Annotated in this window: 20 protein-coding genes; 9 read left to right on the top strand and 11 right to left on the bottom strand. The window is 74.1% G+C overall.

Translation table 11 applies throughout. The features are described 5' to 3' along the window. Positions 1–108 precede the first annotated feature (108 nt). Together OG559_RS15845 and OG559_RS15840 are read left to right on the top strand one after the other, a co-directional pair. Positions 109–405, top strand: a complete 297-nt coding sequence (locus OG559_RS15845) for a hypothetical protein (RefSeq protein WP_405104608.1) — start codon at positions 109–111, stop codon at positions 403–405. Continuing rightward, the gene (locus OG559_RS15840) at positions 402–2,027 is read left to right on the top strand and encodes an alpha/beta hydrolase (RefSeq protein ID WP_405104606.1); all 1,626 of its coding nucleotides are present in this window, start codon (positions 402–404) and stop codon (positions 2,025–2,027) included. The genes OG559_RS15845 and OG559_RS15840 overlap by 4 nt, the downstream gene beginning before the upstream one ends. 76 nt (positions 2,028–2,103) lie before the next feature. On the opposite strand, the gene glmS is transcribed toward OG559_RS15840, so the two are convergent. Beyond that, entirely contained in the window at positions 2,104–4,017 is a 1,914-nt protein-coding gene (gene glmS, locus OG559_RS15835; protein ID WP_405104604.1) for a glutamine--fructose-6-phosphate transaminase (isomerizing), read from the bottom strand. A 791-nt stretch (positions 4,018–4,808) separates the two neighbouring features. On the opposite strand from glmS, the gene OG559_RS15830 reads away from it, so the two are divergent. Genes OG559_RS15830 through OG559_RS15820 form a run of 3 tightly spaced genes read left to right on the top strand, consistent with a single transcriptional unit; the run spans position 4,809 to position 7,622 of the window. Next, a complete protein-coding gene (locus OG559_RS15830; RefSeq protein ID WP_405104602.1) occupies positions 4,809–5,276 on the top strand; it encodes an MmpS family transport accessory protein in 468 nt (155 codons plus the stop codon). A gap of 43 nt (positions 5,277–5,319) precedes the next feature. After that, positions 5,320–6,516 carry a pyridoxal phosphate-dependent aminotransferase gene (locus tag OG559_RS15825; RefSeq protein ID WP_405104600.1) on the top strand — a complete coding sequence of 399 codons (1,197 nt, stop codon included), beginning with the start codon at positions 5,320–5,322 and terminating at the stop codon, positions 6,514–6,516. Next, the gene (locus tag OG559_RS15820) at positions 6,513–7,622 is read left to right on the top strand and encodes a threonine aldolase family protein (protein WP_405104598.1); all 1,110 of its coding nucleotides are present in this window, start codon (positions 6,513–6,515) and stop codon (positions 7,620–7,622) included. Before OG559_RS15825 ends, OG559_RS15820 begins: the two co-directional genes overlap by 4 nt. A gap of 146 nt (positions 7,623–7,768) precedes the next feature. Here the strand turns inward: OG559_RS15820 and OG559_RS15815 are convergent, their stop codons facing one another. Further along, positions 7,769–8,395, bottom strand: coding sequence for a helix-turn-helix transcriptional regulator (locus tag OG559_RS15815; RefSeq protein ID WP_405104596.1), 627 nt, complete (start codon positions 8,393–8,395; stop codon positions 7,769–7,771). A gap of 105 nt (positions 8,396–8,500) precedes the next feature. Here OG559_RS15815 and OG559_RS15810 point away from each other — a divergent pair, with 105 nt between their 5' ends. Both OG559_RS15810 and OG559_RS15805 read left to right on the top strand, forming a co-directional pair. Beyond that, positions 8,501–11,335 (top strand): FtsX-like permease family protein, encoded by a 2,835-nt coding sequence (locus OG559_RS15810; RefSeq protein ID WP_405104594.1) that lies wholly within the window; start codon positions 8,501–8,503, stop codon positions 11,333–11,335. Between the two features lie 2 nt (positions 11,336–11,337). Continuing rightward, on the top strand, positions 11,338–12,084 hold the full coding sequence (locus OG559_RS15805) for an ABC transporter ATP-binding protein (RefSeq protein WP_405104592.1): 747 nt from the start codon (positions 11,338–11,340) through the stop codon (positions 12,082–12,084). 30 nt (positions 12,085–12,114) lie between these two features. On the opposite strand, the gene glmM is transcribed toward OG559_RS15805, so the two are convergent. From glmM to OG559_RS15780, 5 genes are all read right to left on the bottom strand, one after another. Beyond that, positions 12,115–13,470, bottom strand: coding sequence for a phosphoglucosamine mutase (glmM, locus tag OG559_RS15800; RefSeq protein ID WP_405104590.1), 1,356 nt, complete (start codon positions 13,468–13,470; stop codon positions 12,115–12,117). 115 nt (positions 13,471–13,585) lie between these two features. Continuing rightward, complete coding sequence (rpsI, locus tag OG559_RS15795; RefSeq protein WP_405104588.1) at positions 13,586–14,071, bottom strand: 30S ribosomal protein S9; 486 nt, start codon at positions 14,069–14,071, stop codon at positions 13,586–13,588. A 20-nt stretch (positions 14,072–14,091) separates the two neighbouring features. Further along, positions 14,092–14,535, bottom strand: a complete 444-nt coding sequence (gene rplM, locus OG559_RS15790) for a 50S ribosomal protein L13 (RefSeq protein ID WP_396670314.1) — start codon at positions 14,533–14,535, stop codon at positions 14,092–14,094. A 245-nt stretch (positions 14,536–14,780) separates the two neighbouring features. Beyond that, entirely contained in the window at positions 14,781–15,074 is a 294-nt protein-coding gene (locus OG559_RS15785; RefSeq protein WP_350881905.1) for a hypothetical protein, read from the bottom strand. After that, positions 15,064–15,321, bottom strand: coding sequence for a DUF6364 family protein (locus OG559_RS15780; protein ID WP_387015078.1), 258 nt, complete (start codon positions 15,319–15,321; stop codon positions 15,064–15,066). Before OG559_RS15780 ends, OG559_RS15785 begins: the two co-directional genes overlap by 11 nt. Positions 15,322–15,553: 232 nt before the next feature. Here OG559_RS15780 and OG559_RS15775 point away from each other — a divergent pair, with 232 nt between their 5' ends. Both OG559_RS15775 and OG559_RS15770 read left to right on the top strand, forming a co-directional pair. Next, on the top strand, positions 15,554–15,685 hold the full coding sequence (locus OG559_RS15775; protein WP_405104586.1) for a hypothetical protein: 132 nt from the start codon (positions 15,554–15,556) through the stop codon (positions 15,683–15,685). Beyond that, entirely contained in the window at positions 15,685–16,773 is a 1,089-nt protein-coding gene (locus OG559_RS15770; RefSeq protein WP_405104585.1) for a uroporphyrinogen-III synthase, read from the top strand. The genes OG559_RS15775 and OG559_RS15770 overlap by 1 nt, the downstream gene beginning before the upstream one ends. 224 nt (positions 16,774–16,997) lie before the next feature. Here OG559_RS15770 and OG559_RS15765 read toward each other — a convergent pair whose 3' ends face one another. From OG559_RS15765 to OG559_RS15750, 4 genes are all read right to left on the bottom strand, one after another. After that, the gene (locus OG559_RS15765) at positions 16,998–17,621 is read right to left on the bottom strand and encodes an ATP/GTP-binding protein (RefSeq protein ID WP_387015073.1); all 624 of its coding nucleotides are present in this window, start codon (positions 17,619–17,621) and stop codon (positions 16,998–17,000) included. Beyond that, a complete protein-coding gene (locus OG559_RS15760; RefSeq protein WP_387015071.1) occupies positions 17,602–17,967 on the bottom strand; it encodes a DUF742 domain-containing protein in 366 nt (121 codons plus the stop codon). The genes OG559_RS15765 and OG559_RS15760 overlap by 20 nt, the downstream gene beginning before the upstream one ends. Before the next feature lie 69 nt (positions 17,968–18,036). Further along, complete coding sequence (locus tag OG559_RS15755) at positions 18,037–18,444, bottom strand: roadblock/LC7 domain-containing protein (protein ID WP_161685846.1); 408 nt, start codon at positions 18,442–18,444, stop codon at positions 18,037–18,039. Continuing rightward, positions 18,441–21,584, bottom strand: coding sequence for a nitrate- and nitrite sensing domain-containing protein (locus OG559_RS15750; RefSeq protein ID WP_405104582.1), 3,144 nt, complete (start codon positions 21,582–21,584; stop codon positions 18,441–18,443). The genes OG559_RS15755 and OG559_RS15750 overlap by 4 nt, the downstream gene beginning before the upstream one ends. Positions 21,585–21,855: the final 271 nt, after the last annotated feature.

Genomic DNA, 21,855 nt, shown 5'->3' with positions numbered 1-21,855 from the left:
CCTAACGTCGTCGCCATCGTCCGTCGTGGTGGCGGCCACGCCCGCCGTCATTCGCGGTCGAGGAGTCCCCGTCGCCTGTCGGCGGCACCGAGCCGGAGGAGTGCGCCGATGCGCGAGGAGCCGTTCACCGTCCGCCCCGAACTGCTGCGGGAAGTGGCCCGGGCGCTCGACGCCGACGCGTACCGGCTGGGGCACGGGCTGGCCGGGGTGCCCGGCCTGGTGGTGCGGGCGCCCGGGTGGCGGTCGGCGTCCGCCCTGGCCGCCCTGGAGTCGGCGGTGCACGCGTGGTGCGGCGGGCTCGGCGCGCGGGTGGCCGCCGCCGGACATGCGTTGTCCACCGCCGCCGAAGGCTACGAGACGGCCGACGAGCGGGCGGCCCGCCGGCTGACGGTCCTGCCCCGATGAGCACGTCGGCGGGGCACGGCGGCGCGGTGGGCGGCCCCGCCGGGGACGGCGGCTACGCCCGGCTGTGGGCGGCCGACCCGGTCGGCTGGGCGGCGGCCGGGACTGCTTGGCGAGGGCTGACCGGGCTGGTCGACCGGCGGTCGGCGGAGCTGGCCGGGGCTGCCGGGGCGCTGCGCGCCGGGTGGACGGGTGCCGCCGCCGGAGCGGCCGGCGGGCGGATCGCCGCCTTCCGGGCCGACCTGGCCGCCCTCGTGCCGGCACTGATCGAGACCGACCAGGTGCTCGCCGAGCTGGCCGGGAGGCTGCGCCGGGCCAGGGCCGGGCTGGCCGAGGCGGTCGCCCTGGCCGAGGCCGGTGGGGTGCGCATCGACCGGCGGGGGCGGGTGAGTGCGGGCCCTTCGGGCGCCCGGTCGAGCGCGCCCGACCCGCCGGTGGCGCGGGTGGCCGCCGCCGTGACCGCCGCCCTCGCACTGGCCGACGCGGCCGACCGGGAGACGGCCGGCAGGCTCGACGAGCTGGCTGCGGCGGCCCGGGCGGGCTGGGTCGCCCCGCCCCCGCCCTGGCGGCCGACGCCCGGCGCCGACCCGTCGACCGTCCGGGCCTGGTGGGCCGGGCTCACCCCGGCGCAGCGCCGCTGGCTGGTGGCCCGGGAGCCGGAGCTGGTCGGCCGGCTCGACGGGGTGCCGGCGGCGGCGCGGGACCAGGCGAACCGGCTCTTGGTCGGCCGGTGGCGGGAGGTGCTGCTGGCCGAGCGGCGGCGGCTGCTGGCCCGGTGGCCGCACGGGCCGTTGGAGACCGCCGGGCTGGCCCGGGTGGGGGCGACCCTGACCGGCCTGGACGCGCTGGCCGCCCGACTGACCGGCGGCGGGCAGCCGCGCGCGTATCTGCTGGGGCTCGCCCCGGGCGGCGAGGGCCGGGCGATCGTGGCGCTGGGCGACCCGGACCGGGCCGACCGGGTGCTGACGTACGTCCCGGGAATGACCGCCGGCCTCGCGGACGCCGCCGGGGAACTGGGCCGGGCGGGCCGGGTGCAGGCCCGGTGCGCGGCGCTGGACCCGACGGGGGCGACGGCGGCGGTGCTCTGGCTGGACTACGACGCGCCGGACTTCCTGCACGAAGCCGTCCTGCCCGGCCAGGCGCGGGACGCCGGCCCGGCGCTGCACCGGTTCCAGGAGGGCCTGCGGGCCACCCACGACGGCCCGCCGGCCCGGCAGACGGTGCTCGGGCACAGCTACGGCTCGCTGGTCGTGGGCACCGCCGCCCGGGACCACGGACTCGCCGCCGACGCGCTGGTGTTCGTGGGCTCCCCCGGAGTGGGCGTGGACCGGGCCGACGGGCTGCGCGTGCCCTCGGGCGAGGTCTGGGCGAGCACCGCGCCGGACGACGCGATCCGGCTGGCCCCTGCCCCCGACGAGCTGCCCCGCCGCGTGCTGCGCGGGCTCAGCCCGCTGGCGGCGGTGCTGACCGCCCGGGAGGACCACGCGCTGTGGTTCGGGCACGACCCGGCGGACCCGGGCTTCGGCGGCCGCACCTTCCCCAGCGGCCGGTACGGCCACACCGGCTACTGGGACCAGGGCAATCCCGCCCTTGACGGCATGGCCCGCGTCGTCCTGGGCCGGTGACGTGCCGACGTGTGCCCCGGAAGCCGCAGCGGCCCCCTGCCGCCGGCTGGCGGAGGGGGCCGGTTCCGGCGGGCGGCTATTCGACGGTGACGGACTTGGCCAGGTTGCGGGGCTGGTCGACGTCGTGGCCCCGGGCTGCGGCGATCTCCGCCGCGAGCACCTGCAACGGCACAGTGGTCACCAGCGGGGCGAGCAGCGTCGGCGTGCGCGGCACGCGGATCAGGTGGTCGGCGTAGCGCACCACGGCCTCGTCGCCCTCCTCGGCGATCACGATCGTCCGGGCGCCCCGGGCCCGGACCTCCTGGATGTTGGAGACGACCTTGTCGTGCAACATGCCCCGGCCGACCGGCGACGGCACGATGCAGATCACCGGGGTGCCCTCATCGATCAGGGCGATCGGGCCGTGCTTGAGCTCTCCGGCGGCGAACCCCTCGGCGTGCATGTACGCCAACTCCTTGAGCTTGAGCGCGCCCTCCAGGGCCACCGGGTAGCCGACGTGCCGGCCGATGAAGAGCACCGTGGGCTCGTTGCGGATCTCCCGGGCCAGCTCGCGCACCGGGGCGATCCGGTCCAGCAGCTCGCGCAGCTTGGCGGGCATCTGGTGGAGCTGGTCCACCACGGCGGCCACCTCGTCGGCGAACTTGATCCCGCGAACCTGGGCCAGGTGCAGCCCGATCAGGTAGCAGGCCACGAGCTGGGTGAGGAACGCCTTGGTGGAGGCGACGGCGATCTCCGGCCCGCCGTGGGTGTAGAGGACGGCGTCGGACTCGCGCGGGATGGTCGAGCCGTTGGTGTTGCAGATGGCCAGCACCCGGGCCTTCTGCTCCTTGGCGTGCCGCAGCGCCATCAGGGTGTCCATGGTCTCGCCGGACTGCGAGATCACCACGATCAGCGTGGACCGGTCGAGGACCGGGTCGCGGTAGCGGAACTCGCTGGCAAGTTCCACCTCGCAGGGAATCCGGGTCCAGTGCTCGATGGCGTACTTGGCGACCATGCCGGAGTGGTAGGCGGTCCCGCAGGCGACGATGAAGATCTTGTCCACGTCGCGCAGGTCCTGGTCGCTGAGGCGGACCTCGTCGAGCATGATCTCGCCGCTGGCGGTGAGCCGGCCGAGCAGGGTGTCGGCGACGGCCTGCGGCTGCTCCTCGATCTCCTTGAGCATGAACCAGTCGTAGCCGCCCTTCTCGGCGGCCGAGGAGTCCCAGTCGACATGGAAGTCCTTGCCGGTCGCCGGACGGCCGGCGAAGTCGGTGATCTCGACGGCGTCGGGAGTGATCAGGACGATCTGGTCCTGGCCCAGCTCGATCGCGTCGCGGGTGTGCTCGATGAACGCGGCGACGTCGCTGGCGAGGTAGTTCTCCCCGTCGCCCCGGCCCACCACCAGGGGGGAGTTGCGCCGGGCGCCGACCACCGCGCCGGGCACGGCGGCATCGACGGCCAGCAGCGTGAACGCCCCTTCGAGCCGCTGGCAGACCGCGCGCATCGCGGCGACGAGCAGCCCCGGCCCGTCCGGCTCGCCGGCGGCGCGCAGCTCGGCCAGCGCGGCGGAGAGCAGGTGTGCGGCGCACTCGGTGTCGGTGTCGCTGCTGAACTGGACGCCGGCGTCCTCCAGCTCGGTGCGGAGCTTGGCGAAGTTCTCGATGATGCCGTTGTGGATCACGGCGACCCGGCCGTCGGGGGCGACGTGCGGGTGGGCGTTGCGGTCGGTGGGGCCGCCGTGGGTGGCCCAGCGGGTGTGGCCGATGCCGGTGGTGCCGTCGCCGATGCCGATCGGGCTGGAGGCGCAGCCCTCAGGGTCGATGGCGGCGCGCTCGGCCAGCACCTTCTCGAGGTTGGCCAGCTTGCCCGCCTTCTTCTCGGTCAGCAGCTCGCCGTCGCACACGACGGCCACGCCGGCCGAGTCGTAGCCGCGGTACTCCAGGCGGCGCAAGCCGTCGAGCACGATACCGAGCGCCGGGCGCGCGCCGGCGTAACCCACGATTCCACACATGACCCGCAGCCTAACCCAGTTTCGCTCATCACGCGTGCGCGGAAGCCGGGCAAACAAGCACTTGATTTGAGCGAACGGGTGGGTGTGGTGCTCTGGGGGACGAACACAGCGACCGGACACCGACGCCCCACAGGGGATCCTGGCGGGCGGCTGGGCGGCGTACATTGCGGGTCTGTGTTTCCCTCGGGAGAACGGCCGCGCCAGCGGTTCTCGACGTCCCCATCCCCCCTTCGCGGCCGTGTCCGCGCCCCTCCCCGGAGCCCTCTATGTCCGAGACGTCGTCGCCAGCTCCCGATCCGATCCCGTCCGGCGGGGCCGACCCCACCGGCCCGTCAACACCCCAGCCAACCCCGGACCCGGCGGACCCGGCGAGCGGCCCGGCGTGGTCGCCGCCCGTCCCGCTGGCCCCGCCGCAGCCGTGGACCGCCCCGGAGCCCTGGGCTTCGCCTGCGGCGCCGGCGACGTCGAGCGGGCCGGGCAGCCCCGCCGCCCCCACGGCGACGCCGACCAGCCCCGCCACGCCACACCCCGCCGGGCAGCCCTGGCCCGGGTACGGCCCGGCCGGTTGGCCACCGGGCCAGCCGGGACCGCCGGGCCAGCCGAGTTGGTCCGGGCACCCCGGCGGGCCGGGGCCGGTTGGGCAGGGCGGGTGGCCTGGGCAGGGCCATTGGACTGGGCCGGGCGGGCAGGGCGGGCAGGGCGGGTGGCTCCCGGCCGGCTACCCGCCGCCGTTCGCGTACCCCGGGCAGCCGGCGGTCCGGCCCGACAACACCGCGAAGGTGATCGGCCTGGTGATCGGGCTCGTGGTCGTCCTGGTCGTCGGGCTCTGCGGGTGCGCCTGCCTGGCCGGCCTCCTCACCAGCGTTGCTGAGGACCGGACGAGCGCCACCGACCCCTGGTACGACGACCCGTCCGCCCCCGACGAGGACGGGGAACCAGCGGAGGCGTCCCCCGGCCCGGAGCCCACCCGGAGCCCGGCCACCCGCCCGTCGAACGGGGCGGGCCGGGTCACCGTGGTCTACGAGGTGACCGGTCAGGGCCCGGCCTACCTCCAGTACTACGACGCCGCCGGTGACCTGATCCAGACCGAGAACGTGAAACTGCCCTGGCGCAAGAGCTTCCGGATGGTCGACGCCAGTCGCGTGATGGTGTTGGCCAGCAACAGCGACGACCGGTACGGGGTCGACTGCCGGATCACCGTCGACGGTCGCACCGTCGCCAGGGACGGCAGCCAGTCCTGGGTCAACTGCACCGGCTGAACGTGGGGTTGAACCCGTGCGGCCGGCCCGTAGGCTGGCCGACGTGACGACGACCGCGAATGTCGACCCGCTGGTGGCCCGGATGCGCCCCTTCGGGACGACCATCTTCGCCGAGATGTCCGCCCTGGCCGTGCGCACCGGGGCGGTCAACCTGGGCCAGGGCTTCCCGGACACCGACGGCCCGCCGGAGATGCTCGCCGCCGCCGCCGAGGCGCTGCGCGGCGGGCAGAACCAGTACCCGCCCGGTCCGGGCATCCCCGCGCTGCGCGCCGCCGTAGCCGGTCACCAGCGCCGGTTCTGGGGCCTGGAGTACGACCCGGACGGCGAGATCGTGATCACCGCCGGGGCCACCGAGGCGATCGCCGCGAGCATCCTCGCCCTCTGCGAGCCGGGCGACGAGGTGATCTGCTTCGAGCCGTACTACGACTCGTACGCGGCCTCGATCGCACTCGCCGGCGCGGTCCGGCGGCCGGTGACCCTGCGCCCGGGACCGGACGGCCGGTACGCCTTCGACCCGGACGCCCTGCGCGCCGCGTTCGGGCCCCGGACCCGGTTGGTGCTGCTGAACTCGCCGCACAACCCGACCGGCAAGGTCTTCACCCCCGACGAACTGGCCCTGGTGGCCGCGCTGTGCCGCGAACACGACGCGTACGCGGTGACCGACGAGGTGTACGAGCACCTGGTCTTCGCGGACGCCGCCGCGCCCCACGTGCCGCTGGCCACCCTGCCCGGCATGCGCGAGCGCACCCTGCGGATCTCCTCGGCCGGCAAGACGTTCTCCTGCACCGGCTGGAAGGTCGGCTGGGTCAGCGGCCCCGCCCCGCTGGTGTCGGCGGTGCTGCGGGTCAAGCAGTTCCTCACCTTCGTCAACGCCGCCCCGTTGCAGCCGGCGGTGGCGGTGGCCCTCGCCCTGCCGGACGGGTACTTCGCCGACTTCGCGGCCGGTATGCGGGCCCGGCGGGACCAGCTCGTCGCCGGGCTGACCGACGCGGGCTTCGACGTGCTCACCCCGGAGGGGACGTACTTCGTCACCGCCGACGTCACCGGGCTCGGCGGGCGGGACGGGGTGGAGTTCTGCCGGTCGCTGCCGGAGCGCTGCGGGGTGGTGGCCGTGCCGACCCAGGTGTTCTACGACGACGCCGAGGCTGGCCGGCGGCTGGTCCGGTTCGCCTTCTGCAAGCGGCCCGAGGTGCTCACCGAGGCGGTGGCCCGGCTGCGTGGGATGAGGGCCGCCGGATGACCGGCGCGTACGCCGACCGGGTCCGCCGGATGGCGGCCATGCGCGGCTGTAGCCAGTTACTCTCCGGCGTCCGGCCGGTGTCGATGGCCGAGCATCTCGACGCCGTACGGGCCACGCTCACGCCGGACGCCCTGCCCGACTTCTACGGCGAGGGCGGCCCCGTCGAGGCCCTGGAGCTGCGGGTCGCCGAGCTGCTCGGCACGGAGGCCGCCGTCTTCTTCCCCACCGGCACGATGGCCCAGCAGGTCGCCGTCCGGTACGGCGCGGAGCTGACCGGCAGCACCACCGTCGGCCTGCACCCGCTCAGCCACCTCATGCTGCACGAGGGGGACGCGTACGCGGTGCTCGGCGGGCTGCGGGCGGTGCGCACCACGACCGCGCCGCGCAACCCGATCGCCGAGGAGGTGGCGGAGCTCGCCGAGCCGATCGGCACCCTGCTGCTGGAGCTGCCGCTGCGCGACGCGGGTTTCGTGCTGCCCACCTGGGACGAGCTGGTCGACGTGGTCGCCGCGGCTCGGGACGCCGGAGCCCGGGTGCACCTCGACGGCGCCCGGCTGTGGGAGTCGACCCCGCACCTGGGGCGCCCGACCGCCGCGATCGCCGCCCTCGCCGACAGCACGTACGTCTCGTTCTACAAGTCCGTCGAGGGCATCTCCGGGGCGGCTCTCGCCGGGGACGCCGGGCTGGTCCGGTACGCCCGGGACTGGCGGCACCGGTACGGGGGCACCCTGTTCCAGCAGTGGCCGGCGGCGGCGGCCGGGCTGGTCGGGCTGGACCGGGAGCTCCCCCGCCTGCCCGGGTACGTGGCACACGCGACGGCGGTGGCCGCCGCCCTGGCCGGGTTGCCCGGCGCCCGGGTGTATCCGACGCCTCCGCACACCCACCAGTTCCGGCTCTGGCTGCCGCATTCGGCGGACCGGCTCAACGCGGCCAACCTCGCCCTCGCCGAGGAGGAGAGGGCGTGGTTCGTCGGCGGCTGGCAGGACACCGAGGTCCCGGACCTGGCGATGGCCGAGGTCACCGTGGCGGCCCCGGCCCTCGACCTCGACGCCGCCCAGGTCGCCGACCTGGGCGCCCGCTTCCTGCGCCGGCTGCCGCCGACCTGACGCCCCACCACCACCAGCCGGCCCGACGCCCCACCATTAGCCGGACGCGAGAGCTTGGAAGATGGCGGCCTCCGGAAAGGCCGTTTCCCTTCCAGGTCTCAGCGCGCCGGCGTCCCGAGGCGCGGTGGCCGACCGGCGGCGCGGCGTCAGCCGGCCGCGCGGGTCGAGTTGGGACCCGACACGGGCGGCACCGCCCCTGAACCGCTCCCGTCGAGCCCCGGAGGGCTTCCCGCGAGCGTGGCGAGCAGCGCGCCACCGTCGGCGAGCAGCGCCGCCTCGGCGTCGTCGACGAACGCGAGATCGGCCTCGACGTGCCGGCTGGCGGCGGAGAGCAGCAGGGCCACCACCGGGTCGGCGGCCCGGCGGCGGAGCCCGTCGAGGTTGTGCAGCTCGCGCATGAGGTGCCCGCGCTGGTTACCGAGCACCGTCCGTACCGTGTCCGACGCGCCGGAGCGGGCCGCCGCGGTGACCTTGAGGAAGAAGTCGTCCCGGAATCCGCCGCTGCGCGGGCTGGGCTCGTCGAGCCATCCCTGCAGCGCGGCGCGGCCGTCGGGGCTGATCTCGTAGACCACCCGGTCGGGTTTGACCGGCTGGGCCTGCCGCTCGGCGACGACCAGGCCGTCGCGGGAGAGGCGATCGAGGATCTGGTAGAGGTGCCCGATGTTCAGCGGCCCCCACTGCGGGCCCACCGCCTCCTCGAACGCGCCCTTCAGTTGGTAGCCGTAGCTGGGCCCCCGGGCGAGCAGGGCCAGGACCGCGTGCTGGATCGCCACCGTCTCCTCCGTTCCGTTCCGCCCGGTCGGTACCGTTCCGGACCCGGCCTTGCATTGTCACAATGTATCCCGCAGAGTGTGCAGCAGCACACGGGGAGGCGCGACATGTTCAACTTCATCTGGAGTCAGCTACGCGGCCGTGCGGGACGGTCGGTGGCACTGTTGGCTGGCGTGCTGGTGGCGACCACCGGCTTCGTCGTCCTGACCGGTGCCACCACCACCTCCCGGCTCGACGTCACGGGCACCGTCGAGCGGAGCACCGACGTCGCCTACGACATTCTGGTCCGCCCGAAGGGCGCGCGCACCCCGCTGGAGGCCGAACGCCGGCTGGTCCAGCCCAACTACCTCTCCGGTCTCTTCGGCGGCATCACCACCGCACAGTACGACCAGGTGAAGGCGGTCGCCGGGGTGGACGTCGCCGCCCCCATCGCCATGCTCGGCTACTCCACCACCCCGGTGCCGACCCCGCTGGACCTGACCGCGGCGGTGGACCGGTCGCTCGACCGACAGGTCATCCGCGTCGACCCCCGCTTCGTCGCCGAGCGCGGGCTCTCCGGCGCGCCGGGCCGGGCCCGCTACGTGTACGTCACCACCCACCCGTTGATCTACCCCCGCATCGACCTGCCCAACCAGTCCAGCGACGCCACCCTGTACACCGACGGGCGCAGCTATCCGTGGGCCCCGTGCGGGTGGGCCGAGCCCCGCGAGGTGCTGCCCGACGGCCGCACCCGGGCCGTCTGCGACCCCCGGTCAGCCCTGGGCAGCCTGGGCGCGTACTCCGAGCGCGAGGAGTGGTCGCTGGTAGCCGTACGGATGCTCCCCGACGGCCGGTTCGAGGCCGGCGGGAACGTCTTCGCCGACGCGGGGTCGGGCCCCTCGTCCACCTCGGACCGGCTGCGGATCGCGGTCAGCCTGACGGTGCCACTCCTGCTCGCCGCCGTGGACCCGACCGCCGAGGACCGCCTCGTGGGCCTCGGCGGGGCTGTGGTCGACGGGCGGGCGCTCGGCCCGGACGACACGGTGACCGTCAAGCACATCGACTCGGACGAGATGCTCTCCGTCCCGGTGCTCGCGACCAGCAGCCCCTTCGTCGACGAGGAGCTGCGCGCCAGCTTCACCCGGCTGCCCGCGGCCCGCCCCGCCGGTGTCGAACTCGCCGAGTTGGAGCGGGCCCTGCGGCGCGGCCCCGAGCTCCCCGCCGGCGAAGCCCGCCACGACGTCGCCTCCGGCTGGCGCACCCGGATCTCCGCGGGCATCTCCCCGGACGGCTGCTGCTTCGGCCAGCTCCAGGCGATGGTCCAGGCCGGACCGACGCGGTACGACCGGCTGCCCGACGGCACGCTGCGGGTCGGCGCGCTCCCGGCGGCCGATCCGGAGGTGTACGGCGACCAGCTCACGTTCAATCCCTACCCGCGTCCCTGGCTGGCCGAGGACACCGGGGCGCGGTCGCTGCGCAAGCTCCCGCTGAAGAAGGGGAATCCACGCAGCCTGGTGTACCGGAGCTGGCGGGCCGTGGGGGTCTTCGACCCGGAGAAGCTGACCGGCTTCAGCGACCTCGGGCGGGTGCCGCTGGAGACGTACGAGCCGCCGTCGGCGCAGGGCGCGGACGCCCGCAGCCGGGACGCCCTGGGCGGCCGTCCGCTGGAGCCGGGCGGCAACCCGGCCGGCCACCTCTCCGCCCCGCCGCTGCTGCTGACCAGCCTGGCCGCCGTACCGAAGCTGCTGGCCGGCGGCGGCAGCCCGCAGCTCACCGCCCCGATCAGTGCGATCCGGGTCCGGGTCGCCGAGGTGGATGGCTACAACGAGCGCGCCGCCGAACAGGTCCGGCTGGTCGCCGAGCGGATCGCCCAGGTCACCGGGCTCGACGTCGACATCACGCTCGGCTCCTCCCCCGCCCCGCAGGCCGTGGAGCTGCCCGCCGGGTCGTTCGGCCGGCCGGCGCTGCGGCTGACCGAGAACTGGTCGGCCCTCGGGGTCGCCTCGGTGATCACGAAGGCCGTGGACCGCAAGAGCGTCGCGCTCTTCGTGCTGGTGCTGGTGGTCTGCGCGCTCTTCCTCGGCAACGCGGTCGCCGCCGCCGTCCGGGACCGCCGGTCCGAGCTGGCGGTGCTCGCCTGTTTGGGCTGGCCGGCCCGGCGGATCGGCGCGCTGATCCTCGGCGAGGTCGGCGCGCTCGGGCTGGCCGCCGGGCTGCTCGCGCTGGCGCTCGCGGTCCCGCTCGGGGCCGCGCTCGGCATCGACGTGGGATGGCGGCGGGCGCTGCTGGCCGTACCGGTGGCCCTGCTGCTGGCGCTGGTCGCGGGCCTGACGCCGGCGCTGCGGGCCGCGCGCGCCCACCCGGCCGCCGCGCTGCGACCGCCGGTGGCGACGGCCCGCTGGGTGCGCCGGCCGCGCACCCTGGCCGGCCTGGCCCTGGCCAACCTGGCCCGCACCCCCGGGCGCACCCTGCTCGGCTCCGGCGCGCTGGCCATCGGGGTGGCCGCGCTGACCCTGGTCGCCGCCGCCGGGTACGCGTTCCGCGGCGCCATCGTCGGCAACCTGCTGGGCGACGCAGTGTCGTTGAGCGTGCGCGACGCGGACAGGTTGGCTGCCGTCGCGACGGTGCTGCTCGGCGCCGCCGCGGTCGCCGACGTGCTCTACCTGAACATCCGGGACCGGGCCGCCGAGCTGGCCACGCTGCGGGCGGTCGGCTGGACCGACGCCGCGCTGACCCGCCTGATCGGGTACGAGGGGTTCCTCCTCGGCGCGCTCGGCGCCCTCGCCGGGGCGGCGCTCGGCCTGGGCGGGGCGGCCTGGCTGGTGGGCGACCTGCCGGCGGCGCTGGTGCTGGTGGCCGCCGTGGTCGCCGCCGCCGGGGTGCTGATCACCTGCGCGGCGGCGCTGGTCCCCGCCGCGCTGCTGCGCCGCCTCCCTACCGCACGACTACTCGCAGAGGAGTGACGATGGACGCGACCACGGGCAGCACCGTCCGGACGGCCGGGCTGGTCCGGCAGTTCCGGGCCGGCACCGAGCGGCTCACCGCCGTCGACGGGGTGTCGCTGGAGATCGCCGCCGGATCGGTGGTGGCGCTGACCGGGCCGAGTGGCTCCGGCAAGTCGACACTGCTGTACCTGGTCGGGGCGATCGAGCAGGCCGACAGCGGCACCGTGACGGTCGACGACGTGGAGATCACCGGTCTGCGGCGGGCGGCCCTCGCCCGGTACCGGCAGCGGGTCGGCTTCGTCTTCCAGCGCTACCACCTGCTGCCGGCGCTGACCGTGCTGGACAACGTGATCGCCCCGGTGCTGCCCCGGCGCGGCCGGTCCGACCAGGTGAACCGCGCCCGGGAACTGCTCGACGCGGTCGGCCTGGCCGGCCGGGAGCGGTCGCTGCCGGCGCAGCTCTCCGGCGGCCAGCAGCAGCGGGTCGCCATCGCTCGGGCGTTGATGGGCGAACCCCGGCTGCTGCTCGCCGACGAGCCGACCGGCAACCTCGACTCGACCAACGGCGGGCAGATCCTCGACCTGCTGCTGAGCCTGCGCGACCGGCACGGGATGACGATCCTGCTGGCCACCCACGAGCGCGCCATCGCCGCCCGGTGCGACCGGCTGATCCGGCTCGGCGACGGACGGGTCGTCGAGGACGTGGACCTCACCGACGGCGAGGACCCGGCCGAAACCTACGACCGGGTCGCCCGCCTGCGCCTCTGAGGTTCGCCAGCCCTCAAGGGCCGGCTCGGGTCAGGCGGTGGGGCTGGCGGTGCGGACCCGTTCGGCGATGCGCTCGGCGACCTCGCGGGCGGTCTGCTCGGTGGCGGCCTCGACCATGACCCGGACCAGGGGCTCAGTGCCCGAGGGACGCAGCAGCACCCGACCGGTCTCGCCCAGCTCCGCCTCGGCCCGTTCCACCTCGGCCCGGACGGCCGGCGCGGCGGCACCCACCGAACGGTCCCCGACCGGCACGTTGATCAGCACCTGCGGCAGCTTGGTCACCACGGCGGCCAGCTCCGCGAGGGACTTCCCGGTGGCTGCCATCCGGGCCATCAGGTGCAGCCCGGTGAGCACGCCGTCGCCGGTGGTGGCGTAGGCCGGCATGACGATGTGCCCGCTCTGTTCGCCGCCGAGGGCAAGGTCGGAGGCGCGCAGCTCCTCCAGGACGTACCGGTCGCCGACCTTGGTCTCGATCAGCCGGATGCCCTGCGCGGACATGGCCAGCCGCAGGCCGAGGTTGCTCATCACGGTGGCGACCAGGGTGTCCCCGGTGAGCGTGCCGGCGTCCCGCATGGCGAGGGCGAGGATCGCCATCACCTGGTCGCCGTCGACCTCGACCCCGTCGGCGGTGACCGCGATGCACCGGTCGGCGTCGCCGTCGTGGGCGATGCCCAGGTGCGCGCCGTGCTCGACCACGGCCTCGCGCAGCCCGTCGATGTGGTTGGAGCCGCAGTCGTCGTTGATGTTGAGGCCGTCCGGCTCGGCGTGGATGGCGACGACCTCGGCACCGGCCTCCCGGTACACCACGGGCGCGACGTCGGCCGCCGCGCCGTTGGCGCAGTCGACCACGACCTTGAGCCCGTCGAGCCGGTGCGACACGGTGCCGGCCAGGTGCTGGACGTAGTGGTCGGCACCGTCGAGCAGGTCGTGCACCCGCCCCACCCCGGCGCCGGTCGGCCGGTCCCACGCGGTGGCCGCGTTCGCCTCGACCGCCGCCTCGATCCGCCCCTCGATCTCGTCGGGCAGCTTGTGCCCGCCTGCGGCGAACAGCTTGATGCCGTTGTCCGGCATCGGGTTGTGCGACGCCGAGAGCATCACGCCCAGGTCGGCCTTGGTCTCGGCGGTGAGGAACGCCACGGCCGGGGTGGGCAGCACGCCGACCCGGACCACGTTGGCGCCGGCACTGGTGAGCCCGGCCACCACGGCGGCCTCCAGCATCTCGCCGCTGGCCCGGGTGTCCCGGCCGACCACCGCCAACGGCGGATGGCTCCGGTCCGTCTCGGCGAGTGTGTGGGCGGCGGCGACCGCCACCGCGAGCGCCAGCTCGGGGGTGAGATCCGCGTTCGCCCGCCCGCGTATGCCGTCCGTGCCGAACAACCGGCCCATACCCGCCAACCTCCGAGGAAATGGTGCACAACAGGAAAGCGGAACGGCCGGGCCACCTCCCGTCGGGGGGAGGCGGACCCGGCCGTCCGTCAGAAGTACAACGTGCCGCTGATGATCAGCGCTTCGAGTACTGGGGAGCCTTACGGGCCTTCTTGAGGCCGTACTTCTTGCTCTCCTTGACCCGGGCGTCACGGGTCAGGAAGCCGGCCTTCTTCAGGGCCGGGCGGTCGTCCGGCTCGTTGATGATCAGCGCCCGGGCGATGGCGAGCCGCAGCGCACCGGCCTGGCCGGTGGTGCCGCCGCCGCGCAGGTTGGCGATGACGTCGAACGCCTCGGGCTTCTCGGCGGTGACCAGCGGGTCCTTGATGAGCTGCTGGTGCACCTTGCTCGGGAAGTACGCCTCAAGGTCGCGGCCGTTGCAGGTGATCTTGCCGCTGCCCGGCACGATGCGCACCCGGACGATGGCCTCCTTGCGGCGGCCGACGGTCTGGATCGGCCGGTCACCGCGAGGCGCGCGGGCGACGGGCGCCGGTGCCTCCTCGGGGACCTCGATGGCCTCGGTGGCCTCGGGGGCAACCTCGGTCTCGGTGATGTCGGTCATGCTGCTTCCTTCGCCCGCGCTCACTGCGCGATCTGCTTGATCTCGAACGGCACCGGCTGCTGCGCGCCGTGCGGGTGCTCGGCACCGGCGTAGACCTTCAGCTTGTGGATCAGCTGACGGCCGAGCTTGTTGTGCGGGAGCATCCCCTTCACGGCCAGCTCGACGGCCCGCTCGGGACGCTTGCTGAGCAGCTCCTCGTAGCCGATCTGCTTCAGGCCGCCCGGGTAACCCGAGTGGCGATAGGCGACCTTGGTCTGGCGCTTGTTGCCGGTCAGCGCGACCTTGCCCGCGTTCACGATGACGACAAAGTCGCCCGTGTCGACGTGCGGCGCGAAAGTCGGCTTGTGCTTACCACGCAGAAGCGTGGCGGCGTGGGTCGCCAGGCGGCCCAGCACGACATCAGAGGCGTCGATGACGTGCCACTGACGCTCGATCTCACCCGGCTTCGGGCTGTACGTACGCACAGGTCTACCTTGTCTCGTCGTCGGTCTGGGGTCGCGCGCCGAGGTGACCAGGCGCGCACGAACGACCAAGCGTACCTGATGCGGCACGCCTCTGGCTGTCGTACAACAGCAGGCAACGATACCCGGGGGCACCTCCGCTGGTCAAAACGGGGGGCGTTCCCGCCCATCCCGCGCCGCTATCATGATCTAGGTCACACGCCGACGGGCCCCCACCGGCAAAGTTCCTGGCGGCTGCGGGGTTCCGGTCAGAGTTCCTGGAGGATGCGCAGCGCGCGCCCGACCCGGAGCATCGTGTCGGTGTCGGCCACCTCCACGCACTCGGTGAACCATTTCTTCATCGGCGAGGAGAGCCGGTCGGGCATCACCACGTACCCGCCCATCGGCACGGCCAGCGGGGAGTCGCGCAGCAGTACGGTCTCGACCACCTCGGCCACGATCACGATCGGCACGTCGGTGGAGTTGTAGACGTCGGAACTGATCACCAGACCGAGCCGCTCCCGGGCGCCCTCGATGCGCCAGACCTCTCCCCTACGCAGCACGCGGACGCCCGCCGAACATCGCGTCGTCGACCATCTCCACCTCGCGGGCGTCGGCCAGGGCGGCCGTCTCCAGGTCCAGCCCGGCGCGGCCGACGGCGACGGCGTGCGCGGTGAAGACCTCGCGCAGCGCCTTTTCCCGGGCGGCCTGGTCCATCCAGGCGGAGAGCGACAGCCCCTCCCGCTTGGCGAACCGGCGCGCCTCCTCGATCGTCTCGTCGGAGAACGACAGCGTCACCTTGGCAGTCATGCCACCCAAACTACCTCCGGTATGACCACCGGTCATCCCACCTGACGTCCACTGCTGAACCACCCAAAAAACCTCGCGGAGCGCAAGCCCGCGACCGGTCGGTCGGCCCGGGGTCCGTCCGCCTGTGCCAGGGCTTGGAATTCGGGTCACCCCCGTCGTGTGGGGCGCTCTTGACAGGGCCGAAACAAACGGGACCCGGGGCCGAAACTGCCCGACGGCACGCTTTTCTGACATGACAGACGGTGCAGCCGCCCTGGTGGACGGGGTGCCCGGGGTGTCCGTTCCCCGGCACGACGTGCGGTGCCGCGACGGCCTGGTCGAGGCACGGCTGAGAGTCGAGGCACGGCTGAGACGGGAGGGGTGATGCCCCACGAACTGGCCGGCTTCACCATCGGGGTGACCGCCGACCGCCGGCGCGACGAGCTGGCCGCGCTGCTGCAACGGCGCGGGGCCCGGGTGGTGGTCGCGCCGGCCCTGCGGATCGTGCCGCTGTCCGACGACACCGAACTGCGCGAGGCGACCCACGCCTGCCTGAACCGCCCGCCGGACGTGCTGATGGCCGACACCGGCATCGGGATGCGCGGCTGGCTGGAGGCGGCCGAGGGCTGGGGGCTGAACGGGCCGCTGCGTGGCGTGCTGTCGCGGGCGTACGTGGTGGCCCGGGGGCCGGAGGCGCGGGGCGCGATCCGCGCCGCCGGCCTGCGCGACCGGTGGTCACCGGACTCGGAGAGTTGTGAGGAGGTCGTCGAGCACCTGGTCCGGCGCGGGGTGGCCGGGCAGGTGGTCGCCATGCAGTTGCACGGTGACCGGCAGCCCCAGTACACCACCGCGCTGGAGGAGGCCGGTGCCGCGGTCATCGAGGTGCCGGTCTACCGATGGGCGCCGCCGACCGACCCGGCGCCGCTGCACCGGCTGATCGACCTGGTCGCCGGGCGGCTGGTCGACGCGGTCACCTTCACCTCCGCCCCGGCCGCCGAGGCGCTGCTGCACGCCGCCGGGGACCGCACCGAGACGGTGCTGGAGGCGCTGCGGGGCCACGTGCTGGCCAGTTGCGTCGGCCCGGTCACCGCCGAGCCGCTGGTCCGCCGCGGGGTGCCGGTCAGCGCGCCGAGCCAGGCGCGACTCGGCGCGCTGGTGCGGACGATCGTGGACGAGCTGCCCCGGCGCACGGTCACCATCAGGGCGGCCGAGCACCTGCTGACCCTGCGGGGGCACGCGGCTGTGATCGACGGGGAGCTGCGTCCGCTGGCACCCGCCCCGATGGCGGTGCTGCGGGCGCTCGCCACGTCACCTGGGCGGGTGCTCTCCCGTACCGCCCTGCTGCGGACGCTGCCGCGCGGCGCGGACGAGCACGCCGTGGAGATGGCGGTGGCCCGCCTCCGGGCCGGCCTGCGCGCCCCCCGGGTGGTGCAGACGGTGATCAAGCGCGGCTACCGGCTCCGGGTGGACTGACCCCCCGCCGCCGCCGGTGACCGGGATGCGTTGAGGGGCGAAACGCCCGCCCCCCGCACAAGCCTCCGGTAACAGTGGCCTCCTGTTCCCAGGACGGCCGCTGCTTCCGGGATCGGGCGCGATCGTGCGGAGCCCCGCGCGCCCACGGCGCGTGATCGGCAGCCGGGCCGTGGACGACCGCGTCGGCGGCGGCCCTGACGACCCCGGGCCACCGCCGATGTACGTCAGCCGACCGGGGTCGGGTAGCCGCGGCCGTGCTCGGCCTGGAGTCGCAGCATCGCGTGCTCGACAACCGTGACCAGTACCTGCTTCACCGAATCCCGGTGCCGGGCATCGGTCATTATCAACGGCACGTGGGGCGAGATGGCGAGGGCCTCGCGGACCTCCTCCAGCTCGTACTGGGGCGCGTTGTCGAACCGGTTCAACGCCACCACGTAAGGCAGGCGGCGGTTCTCGAAGTAGTCCAGCGGGGCGAACGCGTCGGCGATCCGGCGGGTGTCGACCAGCACCGCCGCGCCCACCGCGCCTTTGATGATCTCGTCCCACATAAACCAGAACCGGGTCTGGCCGGGTGTGCCGAAGAGATAGAGGATCAGGTCCTCGGCCATGGTGATTCGGCCGAAGTCCATGGCGACCGTGGTGGTCTGCTTCCCCGGCACCTTCGACGGGTCGTCGATCCCGACACCGGCCGCGGTCATCACCGCCTCGGTGGTCAGCGGAGTGATCTCCGAGACCGCGCCGACCAGGGTCGTCTTGCCCACGCCGAAGCCGCCCGCAACCACGATCTTCGCGGAGGTGATCCCGCGGTTGCGGCGTGCCCCAGCGGGGTCATAGCCTGCGAAGTCCACTTAGCACCCTTCCAAGAATTTCCATCCGCTCCTCGTACCCTTCGGGCGGAGCGGCAGCGTGTAGCGTCAACAGGCCCTCGGCCACCATGTCGGCGATGATCACCCGGGCGACGCCCAGCGGCATCCGGGTGTACGCGGCGACCTCGGCCAGCGACTGGGGCCGGCCCTCGCAGATCGTGGCGATCCGGTGCTTGTCGTGGCCGGCGAACCGGGACTCGGCGACCGCCGTGGGGCTGGCCGTCAGCACCGCCTCCAGTGCGATGGCCTGCCGCGGCTCGGTACGGCCACGGGTGACCGCGTACGGACGCACCAACGCGCCGCGCGGGTCTTCCCGTCGTTGGTCCATCCGCGATCACCTCCTCCGGTGGGTGCCGTCCCTCGACACCCGGTCAGTCCGTCCGCGTGGCCAGGCGCGCTAGGAGCGCACCGCGTCCCGGCGCAGCGGCACCAGTGCGGCGCCCACCCGTTCGACCAGCAGTGCCATCTCGTACCCGACCTGGCCGACGTCGCAGCTGCGGGCGGCGAGCACCGCCATCGACGAGCCGTCACTGATCGACATGAGGAACAGGTAGCCGCTGTCCATCTCGATGACTGTCTGGAGCACCCCGCCGGCGCTGAACATGCGGGCCGCGCCCTCGGTCAGGCTCACCACACCGGAGGTGATCGCCGCGAGCTGGTCGGCCCGGTCCGTGGGGAGGTCCCGCGACGAGGCAAGAAGCAGCCCGTCCGCGGAAACCGCCACCACGTGAGCGATGCCCGCCACGCTGTCGGCGAAGTTGGTGAGCAGCCAACCCATGTCCTGCATGGCCGCTGGCCTGTTCATCGGGTCGTCTCCTTGGTCGAGGTGCTGTTCTGGTCCGCGCCGACCGTCCGTCCGCGCTGCACGCCGCGGTGGTATGCCGACAGCAGGCCGCGTACTTCGTCCGGGGTGCGCCGGCTGCGGTCCTTGCCGCTCTTCTGTTCGATCCCGCCGGGAACGAGCTGTGCCTGCGGGACCCGCTTCGGCAGACCGGAGCGGGTGGTCCCGGACGCGGTCGGTTCGGCCGCCCGGCTGGCCCGCGACCAGCCGTCGTCCGCGGCCGTCCGCCAGGCCTCGGGGTCGGTCGCCGGGGGGGTGGCTGCCGCCGACCCGCCCGGTCCGGTCGCGGCCGGTGCCGCGGGCGGGGCCACCGGCGGGGTGTACGCCGGCGGCGGGGTCGCCGCGGTCGTGCCGTCCGCCGGGGTGGCCCCCGGCGTACGGGTGGGCAGCGGTGGCCGGGGCGCGGCGGGGACCTTGGCCGGGGGCGGTTCGTCGTCGAACTTGGGCCGCTGGAAGATCGCGGTCACGTCGTCGCCGTGCGACCGGAACCAGACCGCCTCCATCTCCCGGAAGATCGGCGCCTCGGCCGGCAGGCCCGGACGGGCGACCACCGGGGTGGCCGGGGCTGCCGGCGCGGCGGGGGCGGTCGGCGTCATCCCGGCGACCGGACCGCCGGGCAGCGCCGGCGTGGCGGGGGCCGAGGTGGCGGGGGCCGAGGTGGCGGGGGCCGAGGTGGCGGGGGCGGCCGGCTGGGCGGCCTCCCCGCCGGGTGTCCGCCGGGGCAGCGGATCGATCGTCGGGATCGCCACGGTCGGGCTGCCCACCGAGAACCCGCCGCCGGGCGTGAACGCCGGCTGGGTCGGGGCGGGTGGCTGCCCCAGGGGTGCCGGCGCGGCGGCCGGAGCCGCCGGCTGGGCGACGGCCGGAGCCCCGAACGAAGTGGCCGGAGCGCCGAACGGACTGGCTGGCGCGCCGAACGGACTGGCCGGCGCGGCCTCCCGGGAGTCGCCGGGAACCTGCCAGCGGGCCGGCGTCGGGGCGGAGGTCCGCCACTGGTCGGTCAGCGTGGCGGCGCGACCGGCGCCGGTGAGCGGCGAGTCGAGGCCCATCGGGGTGAGCGGCGTCTGCTCGATCGGGGCGGGCTGGCGCGACGGGGTCAACGGCGCCGGGGCCGGCTCGCGACCGCGCAGCGACGGCAGCACCACGGTCGAGCTGGGCAGCGTCACCTGGGCGACGGTGCCGCCCTCCACGTTGCGCCGCAGCTCCACCCGGATGCCGTACCGGGACGCGAGGCGGCTCACCACGGCCAGACCCATCAGCCGGAACGCGGCCACGTCGACCGTGGACGGGCCGGCGAGCCGGTGGTTGAGCGAGTCGAGCTGCTCGTCGGTGAGCCCGAGGCCCCGGTCCTCGACCTGGATCAGCACGTAGTCGCGGATCCGCCGGCCGTCGGCGACCACCACCGTGTTCGGTGGCGAGAAGCGGGTGGCGTTGTCGAGTAGCTCGGCGACCAGCCGGACGACGTCGTTGACGGCGTGCGCGGCCACCGAGATGTCGGTGTCGACGGTGCCGAACTCGATGCGGTTGTACTGCTCGACCTCGGACTGGGAGGCCCGCAGGACGTCGATCAGCAGGGCGTCGTCGCGGCGCGGCACCGCCGAGTCCGCACCGGCGAGCACCAGCAGGTTCTCGTCGTTGCGGCGCATTCGGGTCGCCAGGTGGTCGAGTTCGAAGAGCTGGGCGAGGCGCTTCGGGTCCTCCTCGCCGCGCTCGATCGCGTCCAGCTCGCCGATCATCCGGTCGACCAGGGTCTGACTGCGTCGGGCCAGGTTGAGGAACATCGCCGAGACGCTGGTCCGCAGCGCGGCCTGCTCGGCGGCGACCCGGACCGCCTCCCGGTGGACGACGTTGAACGCCAGCGCGACCTGGCCGACCTCGTCACGGTTGTTGAGCTTGATCGGGTCGCGGACCTGCCGGACGATCTCTTCCACGCCGCCGTCGCCGACGCTGCCGATGTTCTGCAGCCGGGCGACCGCGTCGGGCAGGTCGTGGTTGGCCACCGACAGGGCGCCCTCGCGCAGCCGGCGCAGCGAATGGTTGAGCGACCGGGCCAGCACCACGGCGAGCGTGACGGCGACGATCAGGGTCAGCAGCACCAGCACCGACTCGATGATCGCCTGCTGGATGACGTTGGAGCGGGCCTCCTCGGTCTGGGCGAGCAGGCGGTCCTGGAGCCGGATCTCGGCCCACCGCATCAGGTCGTTGACCGCGCCGATGGAGGCGGTGGCGGCGGCGGCGGAGACCAGCGGGGTCTGCCCGACCGACCGGGTCAGGTCGGCGGCCACCCGGTCGGCGAGCGTCACCGCGTCGCCGGAGACCGTGCTGTCGACGAGGGCCCGCTGGGTCGGGTCCGCGGCCAGCGAGAAGGAGAGCAGGGCCTCCTGCTGGCTGGTCAGGGTGGCCACGAACGAGGAGAACTGCTCCTCGTCGAGGCTGCCGGCGGTGAGCGCGGTGAAGGCGACCGCCTCCTCCTCGGCGACCGCCGCCTTGGCGTGGGCGAACGCGGCCAACGCCCGGCGGGTGTCCGCCAGGCTCTCCTGACCGGGGAGCTGGGCCAGCGTGTCCCCGTAGGAGACCAGGTCGGTGAGGATGACCCCGTAACGCAGCGCGGCCTCGGCCACCACCATCTGCTTGCGGTCGAGGACCTCCTGCCGGGTGCTGTTCAGCGTCGTCAGGTGGTCCTCGATGACCTTGAGCCGGTCCCGCACTGCGGCCGGGACGTCGCCGACCCGCCCGCGCTCGGCCTTGTACTCCTCGATCCGGGCGTCCGTGCCGCGCACCCGCAGGTTGTACGTGTCGGGCCCCTGCCCCGGCGTGGCCAGGTAGCGGGCCGCGGCCATCCGTTCCTTGTGCAGGTCCTGGGTGAGCGCGGAGATGTCGATCGACAGCTCGGTCAGCGACCGCAGCCGGGTCGCCTCGAGCGCGCCCTCACCGGTTGAGATCAGCCGGACGGTGGCGAGCGCGATCACCGCCGCGACCGGCACCACCAGGATCAGCGCCAGCTTCGAGCGGATCCGGGCGTCGCGCAGGCGCGGCAGCCGACGACGCCGACTCCGCTCGTCCGACTCGCCACTCTCGGGCAGGGTCGTAGGTCCGGTGCTCACGACATCGCCTCCGTCGTTTCTTCCACGCCTGAACCGCCGACCCTTGGCCGGTGCAGCGGACAGCGCCGCGCGCGGCACGGCCGCGATTGCATCAGAGATGATCGTGTTTGGGAAGCCGCGGTGAGGTTGGAAACGGTCGCACGGCACTCATCGCGTGATCCGGTCAACTAATACCTTCATTTTCTCAAGCCCCTGATCAGGGCATGTAACTCCAAGGTGGTCACGCGCTTATGCAAAGTAAGCGTTTGCAAAGATTGGGTTACCCCACCAT

This window comes from Micromonospora sp. NBC_01405, from assembly GCF_045040155.1.
GTDB lineage: Bacteria > Actinomycetota > Actinomycetes > Mycobacteriales > Micromonosporaceae > Micromonospora.
Note: the sequence above shows the minus strand (reverse complement) of the source record. Positions and strands in the feature narration are given on the sequence as shown.